We start from the raw sequence: 16,435 nt of genomic DNA on the forward strand, positions 1-16,435 counted from the left end.
GTGCTCACGTATACTTGTTTATACATGAATAGAAAGGGGACTGCGTCGTGAATACGAAATTCTTCCCACTAAAACAACTGCCATCCAAGGCAGAACGACATAAATTATTCGGTTCAGTATTACCAGTTCCGAGAACAAAACCCATTGAAAAAAGTCAGATGGCTGACTTGCAAAATACAAAAAAAGATTTTCTTTTTGATCTAGATGCTGTAGGGATTTCAAATGTAAAACATCCTGTTTCTGTTACTGGTGACCTGGACCCTAAAGTCCAATCCAGTATAGCCAACATTTCCTTTTCAACTAGCTTGAAAAGCACTAGTAAAGGGACAAATATGAGTCGCTTTACAGAACAGCTTAGTACCTATTACAGACAAGGTGTCTTCCAAGCTGATTGGCAAATATTAAAAACATTTACAAAAGAATTAGCAGACCGACTCGATCAACAAGATGCGACAATTGAGTTGCAATTCCCTTGGTTCTTTGAACGGCGTGGCCCTCAAAGTGATCTCGCAGGATTAAATCACACGGATATAACCATGAAAGTGATCTATGACTATCAAACAGGTTATACCCTCTCCGCTTCTTTATCGGCTTTAATTACTACACTTTGTCCATGTTCCAAAGAAATTAGTGAATACAGCGCACATAACCAAAGAGGTGTTGTATCAATAGAGGTGGAACTAAACGAAGGAGCAGTTCAAGCAGAGATGGACTGGAAAACAATGCTCTTAGAAGCGGCAGAAAGTAATGCTAGTGCAAGGATTCACCCAGTGCTTAAGCGACCAGATGAAAAAATGGTAACGGAACAAGCTTATGAAAACCCACGCTTTGTTGAAGATATGGTTCGTCTCGTTGCAGCTGACTTATATGAAATGGATATGGTTGATAAATTCCGAGTTGCTTGTCGAAATGAAGAGTCTATCCATATGCATGATGCCATTGCTTCTGTTACGTATGATAAGCGCACTGAGAATCTCGGGTAATATAGATGAAACATCTATTCATTGGGCTCATTACATTTTACCGTAAAGCAATAAGTCCATTTACTCCAAGAACATGTCGTTTCTACCCAAGCTGTTCTGAATACGGCCTTGAAGCGTTTAAAAAATTCGGTGCCTTTAAAGGAGCATATTTAACAGTAAAAAGAATTAGCAAATGCCACCCTTTTCATGAAGGCGGTGTTGATTTAGTACCGGAGAAAAAACAAAAGATCAGGAAATAGTTTCAAAAGGAGTTGTCATAATTGAAGTTGCAGGTTAGCAAGGAAGCTGCTAAATGGTATAAAGATGAATTAGATTTAGAAGAGAATAGCCCAATACGCTTTTATGTTAGGTACGGCGGGGTAGGTGGAAATCTTCCTGGTTTTTCCCTCGGAGTTGCTGTTCAAGAACCAGACAACAAGCATGCTTCTGTTATTGTGGAGGGGGTTTCCTTCTACGTAGAAACAAAGGACGCATGGTACTTTGAAGACAAGGATTTAAAAGTACAAATGAATAATAAACTTGCAGAACCTGCCTTTAAATACACGTCCCTTAATAAGTAAACAATCTATCAAAAAACAACAGCACAGAGAAGTCCCTCGTGCTGTTGTTTTCTTATTTAGTCAATAAATTAAATTGTTCTAGTTGCTTCCATTGCTTTTCGGAAAGTAATATATCCCGTTGTCTATCTCCAAACAAATCAAAATGGGGAAATCTTTGGTCCCTGTGAATCCATTCAGCTTCTAAACCATATTGTCTTCCCCATTTAGTTAGTTTCTCGAGATCATTACAACCAACCTTTGTAACGGTTGTACACCCAGGAAACCGATTATCGAGCCAATAGTGTGTTAAGATTGCAATTTCTCCAGCAAGTACTTTCTTCTTCCAGGAAATTAACTCATCTCTTTTTAAACCAAACGCCATGCCTCTTATCCCTCTTTCAATTTGTTACTGTATGCTTCATGCCACTCAGGGAAAGCTTTTCTAAGTGAAAGTGGTCGAAAGCTGTCCTTTTTCACAATCACATGCTCCGTCTTACCGCTAACTGCTACATGTCTTTTTGAATTGAGAATCTGATATCCATAGACTGTTCGTAATCCATCATAACTTTCCAACCATGTCTCTACAACCGTGTCTTCACCGTAACGAATGGGCTTTTTAAAGCTAATCGTAGCATCTGTGACAGGTGATACAACGCCCTGCTCCTCCATCACTCCGTATCGTAATCCTAGTGATTCTATAAATTTTGTTCTCCCTATTTCAAACCATACTAAATAATTGGCATGGTAGACGACACCCATTTGGTCGGTTTCCTGATAACGTACTTCAATTGGTGTTTGCACTTTATTCAACAATGATTCCTCCAATACAGCTTGTTACACTTTATATCCTATCATACCTACCAAAGCCTCCGCCTAATGAAACACTTATAAAGTGAAACTTCAATCAGTGGGGGTTTTCATTCTTCCCCCACTGATTGTTAGTTGAACGAATCGGCATGTTAGTCCGTTTACTCCCACTTAAACACCTCCGTTTTACTTTATGTTTTGAAGTGGGAGTCTTACGGAAGGTTGCACAGCGATAAAAGATCAAGAAAAACGTTAAATTAAAATAAAAGTCGAACGAAAGCTCAAGTCCTTTACCAAGGATTTGAATTCGTTCGACTTTAAATACTGTGTAAAGTTTATGGGAAGCAATACTATACCTAGTCTAGTGCGTTATATTCATCTTTGATTTCATTACGCATTGCATCAATTGCTTCTTCACGACGTTTATTTTTAGTTTCAATAGCTTGCTTTTCCTCACCATCAGTAAAGCGCATGGTTTCATGGGACTTCTCAATGTTTTGAATTGTATCTTGCACCATATCTTGCAATTTCTCTACGTTATCACTACGATCATCAGGTTTTGGTTTGTGTGAATGTTTATCAGTCAACTTCATGCTCCTTTCCTTGTTTCTTTTTTATTCTAACTTAATATTAGAAAGCTATACGTCCAGGAAGAACTTTTAATGTTTTCTAGACATAAAAATACTCCTCTGAAAATTCAGAGGAGCTCGTCCTTCTAAGATTCTTTCCTTTTAAGGCTTTGATTCATTTTCATTTCTAGATTCCGCTCTATTCTTTCTAATAATGAGGCGTCTTGCATGATTTGCTTTTTATTATCCTGTACAAGTTGTTCAAATGATACTTTCTTTTTCAAAGAAATGGTAATTCACTCCTTTTTAAATAGAAGTATTACCATTCCTCTTTATTTTCATACTATTATTCCATTTGTGAAATACTTTCCACCATGAAATCATACGTCATGGGCCCTGATTTCCGCGGCAATGCTATCTTACCATCAGATCCAATAAAATACGTCGTTGGGACATTATATACCTTATAAGCTATACTTAATTCTCCATCTTCATCAAGTGGCATTGTGTAAGTATACTTGAATTCTTCTTGAAACTTTTGGACATCACTTATGCCCTTCGCTTCTGAATCTGTCATATTAACAGCTAAAATCTCTACTTCATCCCCGTATTCTTCCTGGATAGTTTGCATCTCTGGCATTTCTTTCTTGCATGGTGGACACCATGTCGCCCAAAAATTTAGAATGACCTTTTTCCCCTTAAAGTCTGAAAGCTGAATCGGTTCACCATTTAGCGTTTGTAGGCTAAAATCAGGTGCCGCTTCTCCTGGTTCTAGTCCAGCACTTTCGACTGGTGCAATTGCTCCGCCCTCAGAGCTTATATTCTTAGCTTTTTCAGTCTCTGCTTCTTTTTGATTATCAAAGAAGTTAAATACAACAATACCTACCAATACAAGCAAAACACCTGTCGCTATTATATTTTTAATCATCTTTTAGCTCCTTTAATACACGTCCCTGACAAATTGGTTCTCTTCTTATGTTAGTTAGAATTGAGCCATTTGTAAAGTAACATTTCTTATAATCCTACTAGTCTTCTTCCCCCACTTTTTATTTAGCGTATACACCAAGAAAGGCTTGTTACACAAAAAACCGCGCACACACAGAAATACTGTGTCGCGCGGTTTAATCCTTAACAATTATTCATTTCGTAAAAGTATTTTTATATGACTTGTTTACCATACGGTATTACGGCTTTTATTTCTTTAATTTGTCGCGAAGTACCATTTGTAGTATGCCGCCATGACGGTAGTAGTCAATTTCCACTTCACTGTCAAAACGAGCAACTGCCTTGAATGTTGTAATTTTACCATTTTCATCTGTTGCGGTAACATTTACAAGATCGTGTGGTTTTACACTTTCATCTACTTCAATATTAAAGGTTTCTTTACCAGTAAGACCAAGCTTTTCAGCACTTTCACCTTTTTCAAACTGTAATGGTAAAACACCCATCATAACTAAGTTTGAACGGTGAATACGTTCAAAGCTTTCAGCAATAACCGTTTTAATCCCTAAAAGGTTTGTACCTTTGGCTGCCCAGTCACGTGATGAGCCCATACCGTAGTCTTTTCCACCCATAATAATAAGGCCAGTGCCATCCTGTTGGTATTTCATTGCTGCATCATATATCGGCATTACTTCCTCAGTAGGCCAGTAGGTTGTATATCCACCCTCTGTCCCAGGAGCAAGTAAGTTACGAATACGGATGTTTGCAAATGTACCACGCATCATTATTTCGTGGTTACCACGACGGGAACCATATGAGTTAAAGTTACGTGGGGTAACACCTTTGTCCTGTAAATGCTTGCCTGCAGGCATATCCTTAGCAATTGCCCCAGCAGGTGAAATATGGTCTGTTGTTACAGAGTCGCCAAATTTACCAATGGCACGTAAGTTTACTAACGGATTAACTTTGCCAGCTTCTTTGCTAAGTCCTTCAAAGAACGGTGGATTCTGAATGTACGTGGAATCATCATTCCATTTAAACAATGGCTCATCCGTTGTATCAATTTCATTCCAGCGTTCGTTAGATTGGAACACATTTTCATATTCTTTGCGGAAAATCTCAGGTTTTACAACATTTTCCACCTGTTCTTTAATATCTTCCATAGATGGCCAAATATCATCCATATAAACTGGCTTGCCATCTTTATCTTCACCAATCGGCTCTTTAGTTAAGTCAACATCCACTGTACCAGCAAGGGCATAAGCTACTACAAGTGGCGGTGAAGCCAAATAATTCGCTTTAACTAACGGATGAATCCTTCCCTCAAAGTTCCGGTTACCTGACAGGACAGAAGAGACAAGCAGATCATTGTCCATGATGGCTTGTTCTATTTCTTCACGCAAAGGACCTGAGTTCCCAATACATGTTGTGCAACCATAACCAACAAGGTTGAAGCCAAGTTTATCAAGATAAGGCGTTAAACCAGCATCTTCCAAATATCTTGTTACAACTTTAGAACCGGGTGCTAAAGAAGTTTTTACATAGTCAGGTACCTTCATACCCTTTTCAACAGCATTCTTCGCAAGCAGTCCAGCACCAAGCATAACGTATGGGTTTGACGTATTTGTACAAGAAGTAATGGCAGCGATAGCTAATGCGCCCGTTTTCATAACTGAGCTATTACCATTTGGATGATTAACTGTTACCTCTTTATTAAATTCTTTTTTATCCATCCCGAAACCTTGGTTGCCTGCAGGCGCCGTTATAGCTTTATTAAATTCTTTTTTCATGTTTGATAGTGCTATTAAATCTTGTGGGCGTTTCGGTCCTGAAAGGTTTGGTTCCAGTTCGGAAAGGTTAATTTCGACTAATTCGGTATATTCCGGATCAGCCTGATCAGGAGAATACCAAAGGTCATTTTCCTTACAATACGTTTCTACAAGATCTATTTGTTCTTCGTCCCGCCCAGTTAGGCGTAAATAGTTTAATGACTCTTCATCAACAGGGAAGAATCCACATGTTGCGCCATATTCCGGAGCCATGTTTGAAATGGTTGCTCTGTCTGCAAGTGGCATGTCTTGTAGACCAGGACCAAAGTATTCAACAAACTTGCCAACCACTTTCTTTTCACGAAGTACTTGTGTTACCTTCAATGCCAAGTCTGTTGCGGTTGTTCCTTGAGGGAAACTACCTATGAATTTAACGCCAATTACCTCTGGAGCAGGGAAAAAGGATGGTTGACCAAGCATTCCTGCTTCTGCTTCGATGCCTCCAACTCCCCAACCTAGTACACCAAGTCCGTTAATCATCGTTGTATGGGAGTCAGTACCAACCAGTGTATCTGGAAATGCATCATACTCTCCATTCTCATTTTCAAGGCCGTGTACCACATTGGCTATATACTCAAGGTTAACTTGGTGAACGATCCCTGTAGCTGGTGGTACAGCTCGGTAATTTTCAAATGCTTTTTGCGCCCAATTTAAAAATTCATAGCGCTCGGCATTACGCTCAAATTCAAGATCCATGTTTGCTTTTAATGCATTTGCTGTTCCGTATTGATCAACTTGTACGGAGTGGTCAATTACAAGGTCAACTGGAACTTCAGGGTTAATTTTATTAGGTTCTCCACCCATATCTACCATAGCTTTACGTAGTGAAGCCAAATCAACCACTGCAGGAACTCCGGTGAAATCTTGTAGTATAACTCTGGAAGGTTTAAAAGGAACATCTACACCTTTGCCTTCTTTTGTGCCCCATTTTGTTAGTCTTTCAACGTGTTCATTTTTGATTTGTCGTCCATCATGTTGGCGTAGCAATGACTCTAGTAATACGCGAACAGAAAATGGCAAACGGCCAATTTTACCATGGCCAGCTTCTTCAAGTGATTTTAGACGATAATAATTGTACTTTTTCCCGTTTAAATCAAACTGTTTTTTCGCATCATAAACATTATGATTCCCCATTTTGTCTTCCCCTTTCAAACATACTTCACTTAATCATTTAATAAACTCTACAAATTTCGACTGCTTTTATACTATTACTCTATCATTCATATAAAAGCGATTTCCTTACAATTATATCTTAAAGGATAATCCAGGAGAAAACAAACCATTCCCTTTTTCTTGCATATATTAAAATCTTATGTAGAGTGATAAGTTTTACTTATTAGTTTGTTTAAAAAAACCAAGGGCAACGAATAACCAAATCATTTATGAAAAATCATGTGGAACGTACTTCCACCCTTCTCGTTTTGACTGATCTCTAATCTTGCTTGGTGTGACGCAAGGATTTGCCTTGTAATCATGATACCAAGTCCCGTGCCTGTTTGCTTTGTTGTAAAAAAAGGCTCGCCTAACTTATGTATGATTTCTTCTGGAATGCCGGGGCCCTCGTCACTGATACTAATTATAATTGCTTCCTCACTGTCCTTCACGTGAAACGTTATAAAACCTGGTGATTCCATTGCTTCAATCGCGTTTTTCAGCAAATTAATTAGGACCTGTTTAATTTGAGAACGATCGCAGTTAATTTGGGCTTTATCTGAGCCTTCAATTCTAATGTTTATGCCCTTTAATTTGGCTTGTGGACCTAAAAGAACTGTTACATCATGAATCATATCTCTAATAGACTCCATTTTTCGATTGTCAGTTAATGGCTTTGAAATGAAGAGCAGTTCAGATGTTATCGTTTCTATCTTTTCTATTTCTTCCACCATGATTTGATAATATTCCTCTTTTCCCTTTACGCCAGCTTGTAAAAGTTGAAGAAACCCTTTTAGAGAGGTCAAAGGATTACGTATTTCATGTGCGATTCCAGCAGCAAGCTGCCCAGCTACTGACATCTTTTCTGAACGGATCATCATTTCTTCTGCTTCTTTTTTATCTGTAATATCTTTTAAAGTCGAAATATAGTATTTTGTATTAGTTAATTTATCCGTTAACTTCGCGACCTTGCATTCTGACCAAATGTATTTGCCATTATTATTTAATATATTTACATTAATTTTCTGAAAGGTATCGGCAGCATTCTCCAACTGTTCTCTAATATAACTCACATCTTCTGCCGATATTTTTTCGTACCAGTAGGTACCTCTTAAATCAGAAGTTTGATAGCCCAATAAATCCTCTATTGAGCTAGAGATGTAAATAACCTTACCACTCTCATCCCAGACTGTCACAATATCATGGTTGTTTTTTTCTACCCAATCTACCATGTATAGGGGTAGTTTCGATAATGCTTCAAAGGTATCCTGTGTATTGGCGGGTTCTGCTTTTTTTACAGTATGTTCAACTTGATATTTATTTTGATCTCTGTTCTTAAAAGCCATAGTACTCCCCCTCTTTGTCATAATGTAACAACCATTTGGCGTCTCATAATTCAAGATTATGATATATCATGCGATAATATGTCGCTTGTTTGCAGTAATTTTCCTATTATAATATGATATAATTGTTTTACTTGTTATCTTTATGAATATATACCCAATTATTAGTAATATTACTATACCTGCGTAAAAAAATAAATTACTTATGTAAAATACTTGTAACAATTTGTAATTTCATTTGATTATTTGAAGAAAAAGGTGAAACGATGTCGGGATTTGTAGATTATTCTATTATAATCATTTTATGGGGCTTTCTTATGATTACCTTTATGGCAATAGGTGGTTTTTTCATGTTCCGTAAATTTTTGAAACGACTTCCTAAAGAAGATGGAAAGTCCATTATGGACTGGGAAGAGTATTACATGGAAAAAAGCCAACATATGTGGAAAACAGAAGAGAAAGAACTTCTTGAAGAATTGGTTTCTCCTGTGCCTGAACTATTTAGAGATATTGCAAGGCATAAAATCGCAAGTAAAATTGGAGAAATTGCGCTCAAGAGAGAAATGAGTACTATCAACCAAGAAGTGGTAATCGAAGGATATATTCTAGCTACACCTAAACGGGATCATAAGTTTCTCAGAAAAAAATTAAAAGAGAAGAACATTCAAGTTGCTCCTTATGAACATTTGTTTATCATGGCAAAAGAGGATTATACGCCAGATTGGGAAAAACGAATGGAAAACAATAATAAAAAGAAGTCCGAACACTAAACATTTCGGACTTCTTTTTATGCATTAACGTGTAATTGCTTTTCAAGCTGAAGAAATTTATACAACATACAGCATCTCCACGTAAATATCATCCCAAATGCCAAGGTAAAAAACATTCCACTTGTTTCTCCTGCTGAAATACTGCTACCGATGATCAGTTTCATTACAATTCGAAAAAGCAGTAAACCAAAGAGAATAAAAACAAATGATTTTGAGGGAATCAAATAGATCGCTTCATGCCGAATCTCAAATCTGGAAGCTCTAACTAAGAAAAACGAACAAATAACGCCTACGATAAGAGCTTCTAAGAACTGGCTTAAGCTAATTTGAAAAACAGGAAATATAAACATTAATGCACCTGTACTCATAAAAAGGGGCGGCAACATAATTTTTTTAACCGAAGCCGGCTTCTTGGCTCCCCTTATGCGAATAAAAATCATAGTCACAGCCATACAGGCTGCAACAATAGTACTGGCTACCAACCAAAACATAATGACATTACCTCATACTTTCTATCAGGTTATACCCTTAGTTGTTACCGTTTCTCATTTCACTAAGCGGTTAACAGTTTCCAAGACCTGACTATCATCAAACGGCTTTACAATAAAGTCTTTTGCACCAGACTCGATTGCTTCCACCACAACCTTTTGTTGGCCCATAGCTGAACATACAATGATGGTAGCATGCGGGTCATAAGACTTAATCTCCTTAATTGCATCAATACCATTCATGATAGGCATCGTAATATCCATTGTAACAAGGTCAGGATCCAGTTCCTTATAGAGCCTCACCGCTTCTGCACCATCTGCAGCTTCCCCCACAATATCATGGTTTTCTTTTTTAAGTATAGTGGATAAGGTTACCCTCATAAAGTTTGCATCGTCAACTACCATAACTCTGGCCATATTCTTCCTCCCCTAAATGTTACTGATCGTTTGCTATGGTTAAAATGATTGTCATCATTACTCCGATTACTGTGAAATAGACTCCTAAGTCAAAAATCATAGCTGTTGCCAACTCAATTTCACCAAATAAAGGAATTGTAAAGTAATCAAAGGTCTGGGATAAGAATGGTACACCAAATATAAATGAACCTATACCTGTACCAAGTGCGATAGCTAAACCAATTGGAATTAATATCAAGAAGTTTATTGGTAGTACTTTCTTTACAGCCTCGATTCCATAGGCTATATACATAAGCAAAATAGCCGCTGAGGTCATAAGCCCACCAACAAAACCACCACCTGGTGAATTATGTCCGGCAAGTAATAGATAGACTGCAAAACCTAGCAGGATAAAGGCTATCAATGATGTGGTAGTACGTAATATTAGATCGTTTGTTTTGTACATATAAAAAGCTCCTTTATGCCTATATATCATAAGTTTAATATACTCTGCTAATAAAATCCATCAAAATCCTGTGAAACCAAATAACCCGCCCAAATAGGACGTCAATTTATAAATCCAGTCAAAAAACAACGCTATCCCTATCACTACCATTAAGTACCCACCTATCTTCACAATGATGGAACTGTGTCTTTTTATCCAACCTAATTTCCCAACGAAGAAGGATAATATAAAGAAAGGGACAGAGAAACCTAGAACATAACTGATCATCATCCACATCCCAGCTTGTGGCTCTGTAGACGCAAGTGACAGGACGACACCTAGTATGGGACCAGTGCATGGCGTCCACCCAAGGGAAAATGCCAACCCGATGATAAAAGATCCTACAAAGCCAGCTGGGCGATTTTTAAACATAATTTGCTTATTCTTCATCAAGAACTCAAAGTTCAACACTCCTGCAATTACTAATCCAAAAAAGATAATTAGAATAGCACCCACTTGTCTAATTAAGTCTTTGTATGTCATCAAAAACTCCGATATGTAGAGGCTCGTGAAGCCCATCATGATGAATACACAGGAAAAACCTAGTAAAAAGAAAAGGGTATGCATTGTGCTCTTCACATTGAATTTTTTATTATCCTCTTTTAATTCGCTTACACTCATACCTGTAATATAGGATATAAAAACTGGAAATAACGGCAATACACAGGGAGATATAAACGATAAAAATCCAGCACTAAATGCAATAAAAATATTTACTTCAGACATATTCTACCTCCTCATAGCTAACTTATCACAGTGTAGCTAAAAAAGTATTGTTCCATGCATTAAATTTATGACGAAAAACCGAAAATATTAAGCGTTGTAATAAAAAAGCCCCTTACGTTGTACGGTAAGGGGGTGATTCGCGCGGATGCTTGTTGCAAAATTATAAAATAATTGCTTACTTACCAGATTGATTATTCATAGAACGCATCATCTGATTAATTTTCTTCTGAGATGGTTTTTGTCCCATTTGCATCATTAACGTACGAAGCATTTGCTCATTAATTGGTGGATTCTTTTTTAAATAGCTCATCATATATTTTCTTGCAATAAAAAATCCAAGAGCAACACCAGCAATTAATGCTGCTATAGCAATTAGTACTACCCAAATCGTGCTCATGTCACGCCTTCCTCCTTCGTGTTGTCTCTTTAACAGTATAGTAAATTAATGATAAGAATACAATACTTGTCCACTTTTTGGTTCACGTATACGAATAACTGGTGATACCCAGCCATATTGCGCTGTATTTTCTCCAATGATAAAGAAGGTAGAGTCAATCTCCCGTAATATTGGAAACAATATCTCTTCAGCTTCCAGTATTGTTTCACAACGAAATTTTAAATGTTTTTCACTTATATGTAAAGGAATATTAGTCGAATTTTTATATAATCGTAAAAAATCTGTTGTTTCGTATGAAAACATCGTTTTATCCAGCTTCTCTTCTACGATCTTACAGAACTGTGTTCCAGGAAAAGGATAGGTACTATAGTCATATTGCATTTGTAGCTCCGGTCTTTGCTGACATTCTTTCTGATAATGTTTTATAAAACGATAAAGAATATCACTTTTATGGAAGTAATGCCAAGAAAACTCTTCCTTCATCCGGAATACAGTATATTCATACATACTAAACTTCCCCCTTTTCCTTCTATTATACGGAAAGAAGCTTTAAAATAATGTCGGTTCATCGGAGATATTTTAACTTGTTTTGTCGAGAAAAGTTTATAAATATACAAAAGCCCTAATACCACTAGAAAGTTCTCTTTTTAAAGCTCTTAAAAGAGTTAAGATTCGTAATTTATATATTAAAAATTAGAGTAATTTTAGATCGACTGAACGTATGGTAGTCTTATTCTGTGAACTATCTCAAACAAAAAAACAGCATACCAATCCTAATGCGAATTGGTATGCTATTTCATTTAGTTTTTCTCGACTTAAAATGGATTATTCATCCTAAAAAATCAAGCTATTTTGTTAGTGATTCTACATGTTCTACGACATTCTCTACAGTAAAACCATATTCTTTTATAACTCTATCACCATTAGCTGATGCACCGAATCGGTCAATGGCAATAATTTTTCCATGGTCACCTACATAACGATCCCAACCGAATGATGCTGCCATTTCAATTGCTACTCTGTTTTTGACAGAAGAAGGTATAACTTTTTCTTTATATGCTGCATCTTGGGCATTAAAACGATCCCAGGATGGCATGCTTACAACGCGAACGTCAATGCCTTTTTCTTTAAGGGCTGTTTGTGCAGAGACAGCCAACTGTACCTCAGAACCTGTCGCTAAGAGCAATGCATCTGGGGTTTCTTTGGTAGCATCACTTACAACGTATGCCCCTTTCTTAACACCTTCATATGCATACTCTTTTGTCCCTTCAAGAGTAGGAAGGTTTTGACGTGTAAGCACAAGTGCGGTAGGTTGATTGGTTGATTCAATTGCTAATCTCCAAGCCGCTTGTGTCTCATTAGCATCCGCTGGGCGAATTAATGACAAGCCAGGCATAGCACGTAAAGCTGCTAATTGCTCAACTGGTTCGTGCGTCGGACCATCTTCTCCTACTGCGATGGAATCATGTGTGAATACATACGTCACAGGTGCATTCATAATGGAAGAAAGACGAACTGCTGGACGAAGGTAATCACTAAATACAAAGAAAGTACCCGCATAAACCTTCAATCCACCATGAAGAGCCATTCCATTTAATGCTGCGCCCATAGCATGCTCCCGTACACCAAACCAAACATTACGACCTGCATAATTTTTTCGCGTGAAGTCTTCTTCATCATTCATGGTTGTTTTATTTGATCCTGCTAAATCCGCACTTCCACCAAAGAAATTAGGAACAGCTTTAGCAATAGCGTTCAATACTTTTCCAGAAGAAGCACGAGTTGCAAGGGTGTCTTTTCCTGCTTCAAAGACAGGTAGAGATTTTTCCCAATCAACAGGCAGTTCACCTTTCATAGCTAATTCAAATTGCTTTGCCAATTCTGGATACTTTTCATTGTATGTTGCCAATAAAGCGTTCCATTTATCTTCTGCTTCAGCACCTTGTTTCCCAATTTTTTCTTGGAAATCTTCATACACTTCTTCTGGCACATGGAAGTCTTGTTCATAGGTCCATTTATAATAATCTTTAGTTAGTTTAACTTCGTCTGCACCTAAAGGAGCACCGTGAGAAGAAGCTGATGCTGATTTATTAGGAGAACCATAGCCAATAATTGTTTTCACTTCAATAAGTGTTGGTTGATCAGTATTCTCCTGTGCTTGTTTAATCGCTTTTCTTAATTCATTTACATCGTTGCCATCTTCAACGCGAATTACTTGCCATCCATATGCTTTGAAGCGTTCTTCCGTGTTTTCAGAGAAAGATTGATTTAAATCGCCATCTAAAGATATATCGTTGGAATCATATAGTGCAATTAGCTTACCAAGACCTAAATGCCCAGCAAGTGAAGCAGCTTCATGTGAAATACCTTCCATTAAATCTCCATCACTTACAAGTGCATAAGTGTTGTGATCGACGATCTGTAGATCTTCCTGGTTAAATTTCGCAGATAGATGTGCTTCAGCCATCGCCATCCCAACTGACATGGCAATCCCCTGACCTAGTGGACCAGTTGTTGCTTCTACACCGTCTGTGTGATGTACTTCTGGATGGCCTGGTGTCTTAGAATCCCATTGACGAAATTCTTTCAAGTCATTCATCGACACGTTATAACCAGATAAATGAAGCAAACTATATAGAAGCATAGATCCATGGCCTGCTGAAAGAACAAAACGGTCTCTATTAAACCATTTTGAGTTTTTAGGATTGTGGTTCATGAAATCAGTCCATAGCGTGTAGGCCATTGGAGCTGCTCCCATTGGAAGTCCAGGATGACCAGAGTTCGCTTTTTCGATTGCATCAATAGATAATGTACGGATTGTAGTAATTGAATTTTGTTCTATGTTGTTTGACATATTGTTTAGCCCCTTTCAAAAATAACTACTGGTTGTTTCCTCCTCATTCTATAACGAAACCCATTCAGGAACAAGTTAAAACGGATAGGCTTCCTTATAAAAGGGCTGATTTTTGTCGTAGTATGGTACAAAATTAATGTTTCTTATTTCTCTCTTGCAAGTCTTTCACTTTTTTTGGTGTAACATCGTTTCCTTTAGGATCCACAACTGTCATGGATTTAAACTGGTTTTTAAAAGAGCTTCTTACATTGTTTAGATATTCTTCACGGAGCTCTTTTTGTTCCTGCTTCTCTTTCTCAGTTAAACCTGTATCTTTTGCCTTTTTCGCCAGTGAATTAATTCGCTCAATTTTATCCTGAGATAACATGGCTCTACCTCCTTTTCAATTATCTATTACACAAGTCTAAATACCCCCTGGGATTTTACAAACTTCATCGTCGTAATTGTGCCAATGTTTTGGGCTGTCTAAGATCTTATTAAGCTTTATCTTTTAAAAAACTATTTTACGTCTGAATACAACAAAAAACAAGAGCCATTAGCTCCTGCTTAGTTATTTTACGCCTATTAAGGCTTATATTCAAGTATCTTGCAGTTCCTTATACCTCCGATGGACCGTCGCTTTTGAAACAGGGTAACCCATTCCATTTAATGTACTCGTAATCTCTTCAAATGTAAGTTTTTTCTCTCTAAGTCTAACCACTTCTTCTATAGGAAAGTCAACTCTATCACGCCCTGGCGCATGATGCTGGTTTTTGAGATTTTCAGCAGGATTATACCCTTGTTCTACTGCGCGTCTCATTCCTCTTTTAATCTTTGCATTGTGAATTTTGCGTTGGTATTCTTCCACTATCCCAACAATTTGCAAAACCATAGAGTCTGATTCTGATAGTTCAAGCTTCCCATCATGCATTGCTGTATATACATCTATTTGGAGCTTTTGAAGTTGATGGAACAACGCAATTTTGGTATTCCCACGCCCTAGTCTAGTTTCATCCTGGATCAGTAAGCAGTCAGCATCTTTAGCTGCAAATATATCGAGCATCTCAAATATGCCATTTCGCTCTATCTCATAGCCACTCTTCTGTTCTTCTATACAAGCTATCACATTAAAATTATTGCGTTCTGCTAATCCCGTTAGCTCTATTTTTTGTCTAGCAAGAGAGGTCTCTTGGGTATGTTTGTCGGTACTCACGCGACAGTAGATAATTGCATTCAACACGCTTACTCCTTCTTAAACCAATTAACTCGTAATCATAGTAAAGTACAGGAATCCCAGCGTCAAGGCAAAGGCAACTATATAAAACAAATCCGTTTTTGTAAGTTTACTAAACATAGTCTCATTCCCTCCTTTTCTAAATAGGAACCTTTGTTCGCTTATTTGTAATTTTAATTATAGCAGAACATATGATCCTGTCAAGGCTTTTTCTCGAACGAATGTTTGCTTTATGTGGAATCAAATGGTAAACTATTAATAATTAATCTTATGGGCGAGGTGAAACATTTATGTCAAAACTATCAAAACGTCAGCAAATGATTTTAGATTATATTAAAGACGAAGTAACAAAAAAAGGATATCCGCCTTCCGTCCGGGAAATAGCCGAAGCTGTTGGACTTGCCTCAAGTTCTACAGTGCATGGACATTTATCTAGAATTGAAAGCAAAGGATACATTCGACGAGATCCGACTAAGCCAAGAGCAATTGAAATACTGGATTTGTCGGAAGGAAACAATATTCCTAGAGAAGAAGCTCGCTATGCTCCTGTAATTGGGAAAGTAACAGCAGGCCTACCTATTACAGCAGTTGAAAACATTGAGGAATTTATTCCTCTACCAACCACAAGTGCCGGGCCTGATGATAATCTTTTCGTATTGGTTATCGAAGGGGAAAGTATGATCGAAGCAGGAATACTTGATGGGGATATGGTTATCGTAAAACAGCAAAACACAGCACAAAACAGTGATATAGTTGTTGCGATGACAGATGAAAACGAAGCGACAGTGAAAAGGTTCTTTAAAGAAAAAGACCACATTCGCCTCCAGCCTGAGAATGCAACGATGGATCCGCTTTTATATGATAATGTAACAATACTAGGTAAAGTGATTGGCTTATATCGTAATATTCATTAAATTGAACA

At 37.5% G+C, this 16,435-nt stretch carries 21 protein-coding genes; 5 read left to right on the plus strand and 16 right to left on the minus strand.

Annotation, left to right across the window (positions count from 1 at the left end; translation table 11 throughout):
• The first annotated feature begins 47 nt into the window (after window positions 1–47).
• From folE2 to ACTWPF_RS10370, 3 genes are read left to right on the plus strand one after another with little or no spacing between them, the layout of a single operon-like run.
• Window positions 48–983 carry a GTP cyclohydrolase FolE2 gene (gene folE2 / locus ACTWPF_RS10360; RefSeq protein WP_238019079.1) on the plus strand — a complete coding sequence of 312 codons (936 nt, stop codon included), beginning with the start codon at window positions 48–50 and terminating at the stop codon, window positions 981–983.
• Between the two features lie 5 nt (window positions 984–988).
• Complete coding sequence (gene yidD / locus ACTWPF_RS10365; protein WP_443149123.1) at window positions 989–1,222, plus strand: membrane protein insertion efficiency factor YidD; 234 nt, start codon at window positions 989–991, stop codon at window positions 1,220–1,222.
• A 21-nt stretch (window positions 1,223–1,243) separates the two neighbouring features.
• Window positions 1,244–1,543 carry a HesB/YadR/YfhF family protein gene (locus ACTWPF_RS10370; protein WP_106896738.1) on the plus strand — a complete coding sequence of 100 codons (300 nt, stop codon included), beginning with the start codon at window positions 1,244–1,246 and terminating at the stop codon, window positions 1,541–1,543.
• Between the two features lie 52 nt (window positions 1,544–1,595).
• On the opposite strand, the gene ACTWPF_RS10375 is transcribed toward ACTWPF_RS10370, so the two are convergent.
• The 7 genes from ACTWPF_RS10375 to ACTWPF_RS10405 all read right to left on the minus strand — a co-directional run bounded on the left by ACTWPF_RS10375 (window position 1,596) and on the right by ACTWPF_RS10405 (window position 8,167).
• Entirely contained in the window at window positions 1,596–1,904 is a 309-nt protein-coding gene (locus ACTWPF_RS10375; protein WP_106896737.1) for a hypothetical protein, read from the minus strand.
• A gap of 5 nt (window positions 1,905–1,909) precedes the next feature.
• A complete protein-coding gene (locus ACTWPF_RS10380; protein ID WP_106896736.1) occupies window positions 1,910–2,332 on the minus strand; it encodes an acyl-CoA thioesterase in 423 nt (140 codons plus the stop codon).
• A gap of 353 nt (window positions 2,333–2,685) precedes the next feature.
• Window positions 2,686–2,922: a small acid-soluble spore protein Tlp gene (gene tlp, locus ACTWPF_RS10385; RefSeq protein WP_106896735.1), complete on the minus strand. Its 237-nt coding sequence runs from the start codon at window positions 2,920–2,922 to the stop codon at window positions 2,686–2,688.
• 122 nt (window positions 2,923–3,044) lie between these two features.
• Window positions 3,045–3,182: an FbpB family small basic protein gene (locus ACTWPF_RS10390; RefSeq protein ID WP_234368480.1), complete on the minus strand. Its 138-nt coding sequence runs from the start codon at window positions 3,180–3,182 to the stop codon at window positions 3,045–3,047.
• 62 nt (window positions 3,183–3,244) lie between these two features.
• Complete coding sequence (locus tag ACTWPF_RS10395; RefSeq protein WP_106896733.1) at window positions 3,245–3,826, minus strand: TlpA family protein disulfide reductase; 582 nt, start codon at window positions 3,824–3,826, stop codon at window positions 3,245–3,247.
• 265 nt (window positions 3,827–4,091) lie between these two features.
• Complete coding sequence (gene acnA / locus ACTWPF_RS10400; protein ID WP_443149124.1) at window positions 4,092–6,803, minus strand: aconitate hydratase AcnA; 2,712 nt, start codon at window positions 6,801–6,803, stop codon at window positions 4,092–4,094.
• Between the two features lie 242 nt (window positions 6,804–7,045).
• Window positions 7,046–8,167, minus strand: coding sequence for an ATP-binding protein (locus ACTWPF_RS10405; RefSeq protein ID WP_443149125.1), 1,122 nt, complete (start codon window positions 8,165–8,167; stop codon window positions 7,046–7,048).
• Window positions 8,168–8,430: 263 nt separating this feature from the next.
• Here ACTWPF_RS10405 and ACTWPF_RS10410 point away from each other — a divergent pair, with 263 nt between their 5' ends.
• A complete protein-coding gene (locus ACTWPF_RS10410) occupies window positions 8,431–8,934 on the plus strand; it encodes a DUF2621 family protein (protein WP_106896731.1) in 504 nt (167 codons plus the stop codon).
• Between the two features lie 17 nt (window positions 8,935–8,951).
• Here the strand turns inward: ACTWPF_RS10410 and ACTWPF_RS10415 are convergent, their stop codons facing one another.
• The 9 genes from ACTWPF_RS10415 to ACTWPF_RS10455 form a co-directional block, all read right to left on the minus strand.
• Entirely contained in the window at window positions 8,952–9,425 is a 474-nt protein-coding gene (locus ACTWPF_RS10415) for a CcdC family protein (RefSeq protein WP_443149126.1), read from the minus strand.
• 54 nt (window positions 9,426–9,479) lie between these two features.
• Entirely contained in the window at window positions 9,480–9,839 is a 360-nt protein-coding gene (locus tag ACTWPF_RS10420) for a response regulator (protein WP_443149127.1), read from the minus strand.
• 19 nt (window positions 9,840–9,858) lie between these two features.
• Window positions 9,859–10,284 (minus strand): Na(+)/H(+) antiporter subunit B, encoded by a 426-nt coding sequence (locus tag ACTWPF_RS10425; protein WP_106896728.1) that lies wholly within the window; start codon window positions 10,282–10,284, stop codon window positions 9,859–9,861.
• Window positions 10,285–10,344: 60 nt separating this feature from the next.
• Window positions 10,345–11,049 carry a cytochrome c biogenesis CcdA family protein gene (locus tag ACTWPF_RS10430; protein ID WP_106896727.1) on the minus strand — a complete coding sequence of 235 codons (705 nt, stop codon included), beginning with the start codon at window positions 11,047–11,049 and terminating at the stop codon, window positions 10,345–10,347.
• A gap of 175 nt (window positions 11,050–11,224) precedes the next feature.
• Window positions 11,225–11,446, minus strand: coding sequence for a YneF family protein (locus ACTWPF_RS10435; RefSeq protein WP_036572951.1), 222 nt, complete (start codon window positions 11,444–11,446; stop codon window positions 11,225–11,227).
• A gap of 45 nt (window positions 11,447–11,491) precedes the next feature.
• Window positions 11,492–11,953, minus strand: a complete 462-nt coding sequence (sirA, locus tag ACTWPF_RS10440; RefSeq protein ID WP_106896726.1) for a sporulation inhibitor of replication protein SirA — start codon at window positions 11,951–11,953, stop codon at window positions 11,492–11,494.
• A 340-nt stretch (window positions 11,954–12,293) separates the two neighbouring features.
• Window positions 12,294–14,300, minus strand: a complete 2,007-nt coding sequence (gene tkt, locus ACTWPF_RS10445) for a transketolase (RefSeq protein WP_106896725.1) — start codon at window positions 14,298–14,300, stop codon at window positions 12,294–12,296.
• Between the two features lie 133 nt (window positions 14,301–14,433).
• Window positions 14,434–14,667: a DUF896 domain-containing protein gene (locus ACTWPF_RS10450; RefSeq protein WP_036572956.1), complete on the minus strand. Its 234-nt coding sequence runs from the start codon at window positions 14,665–14,667 to the stop codon at window positions 14,434–14,436.
• Window positions 14,668–14,877: 210 nt separating this feature from the next.
• Window positions 14,878–15,516, minus strand: a complete 639-nt coding sequence (locus ACTWPF_RS10455; RefSeq protein WP_443149128.1) for a YneB family resolvase-like protein — start codon at window positions 15,514–15,516, stop codon at window positions 14,878–14,880.
• Between the two features lie 287 nt (window positions 15,517–15,803).
• On the opposite strand from ACTWPF_RS10455, the gene lexA reads away from it, so the two are divergent.
• Window positions 15,804–16,427: a transcriptional repressor LexA gene (gene lexA, locus ACTWPF_RS10460; protein ID WP_036572960.1), complete on the plus strand. Its 624-nt coding sequence runs from the start codon at window positions 15,804–15,806 to the stop codon at window positions 16,425–16,427.
• The last annotated feature ends 8 nt before the right edge of the window (window positions 16,428–16,435 follow it).

This window comes from Oceanobacillus sp. M65 (genome assembly GCF_052246275.1).
GTDB classification, from domain to species: Bacteria; Bacillota; Bacilli; order Bacillales; family Amphibacillaceae; genus Oceanobacillus_B; species Oceanobacillus_B jordanicus.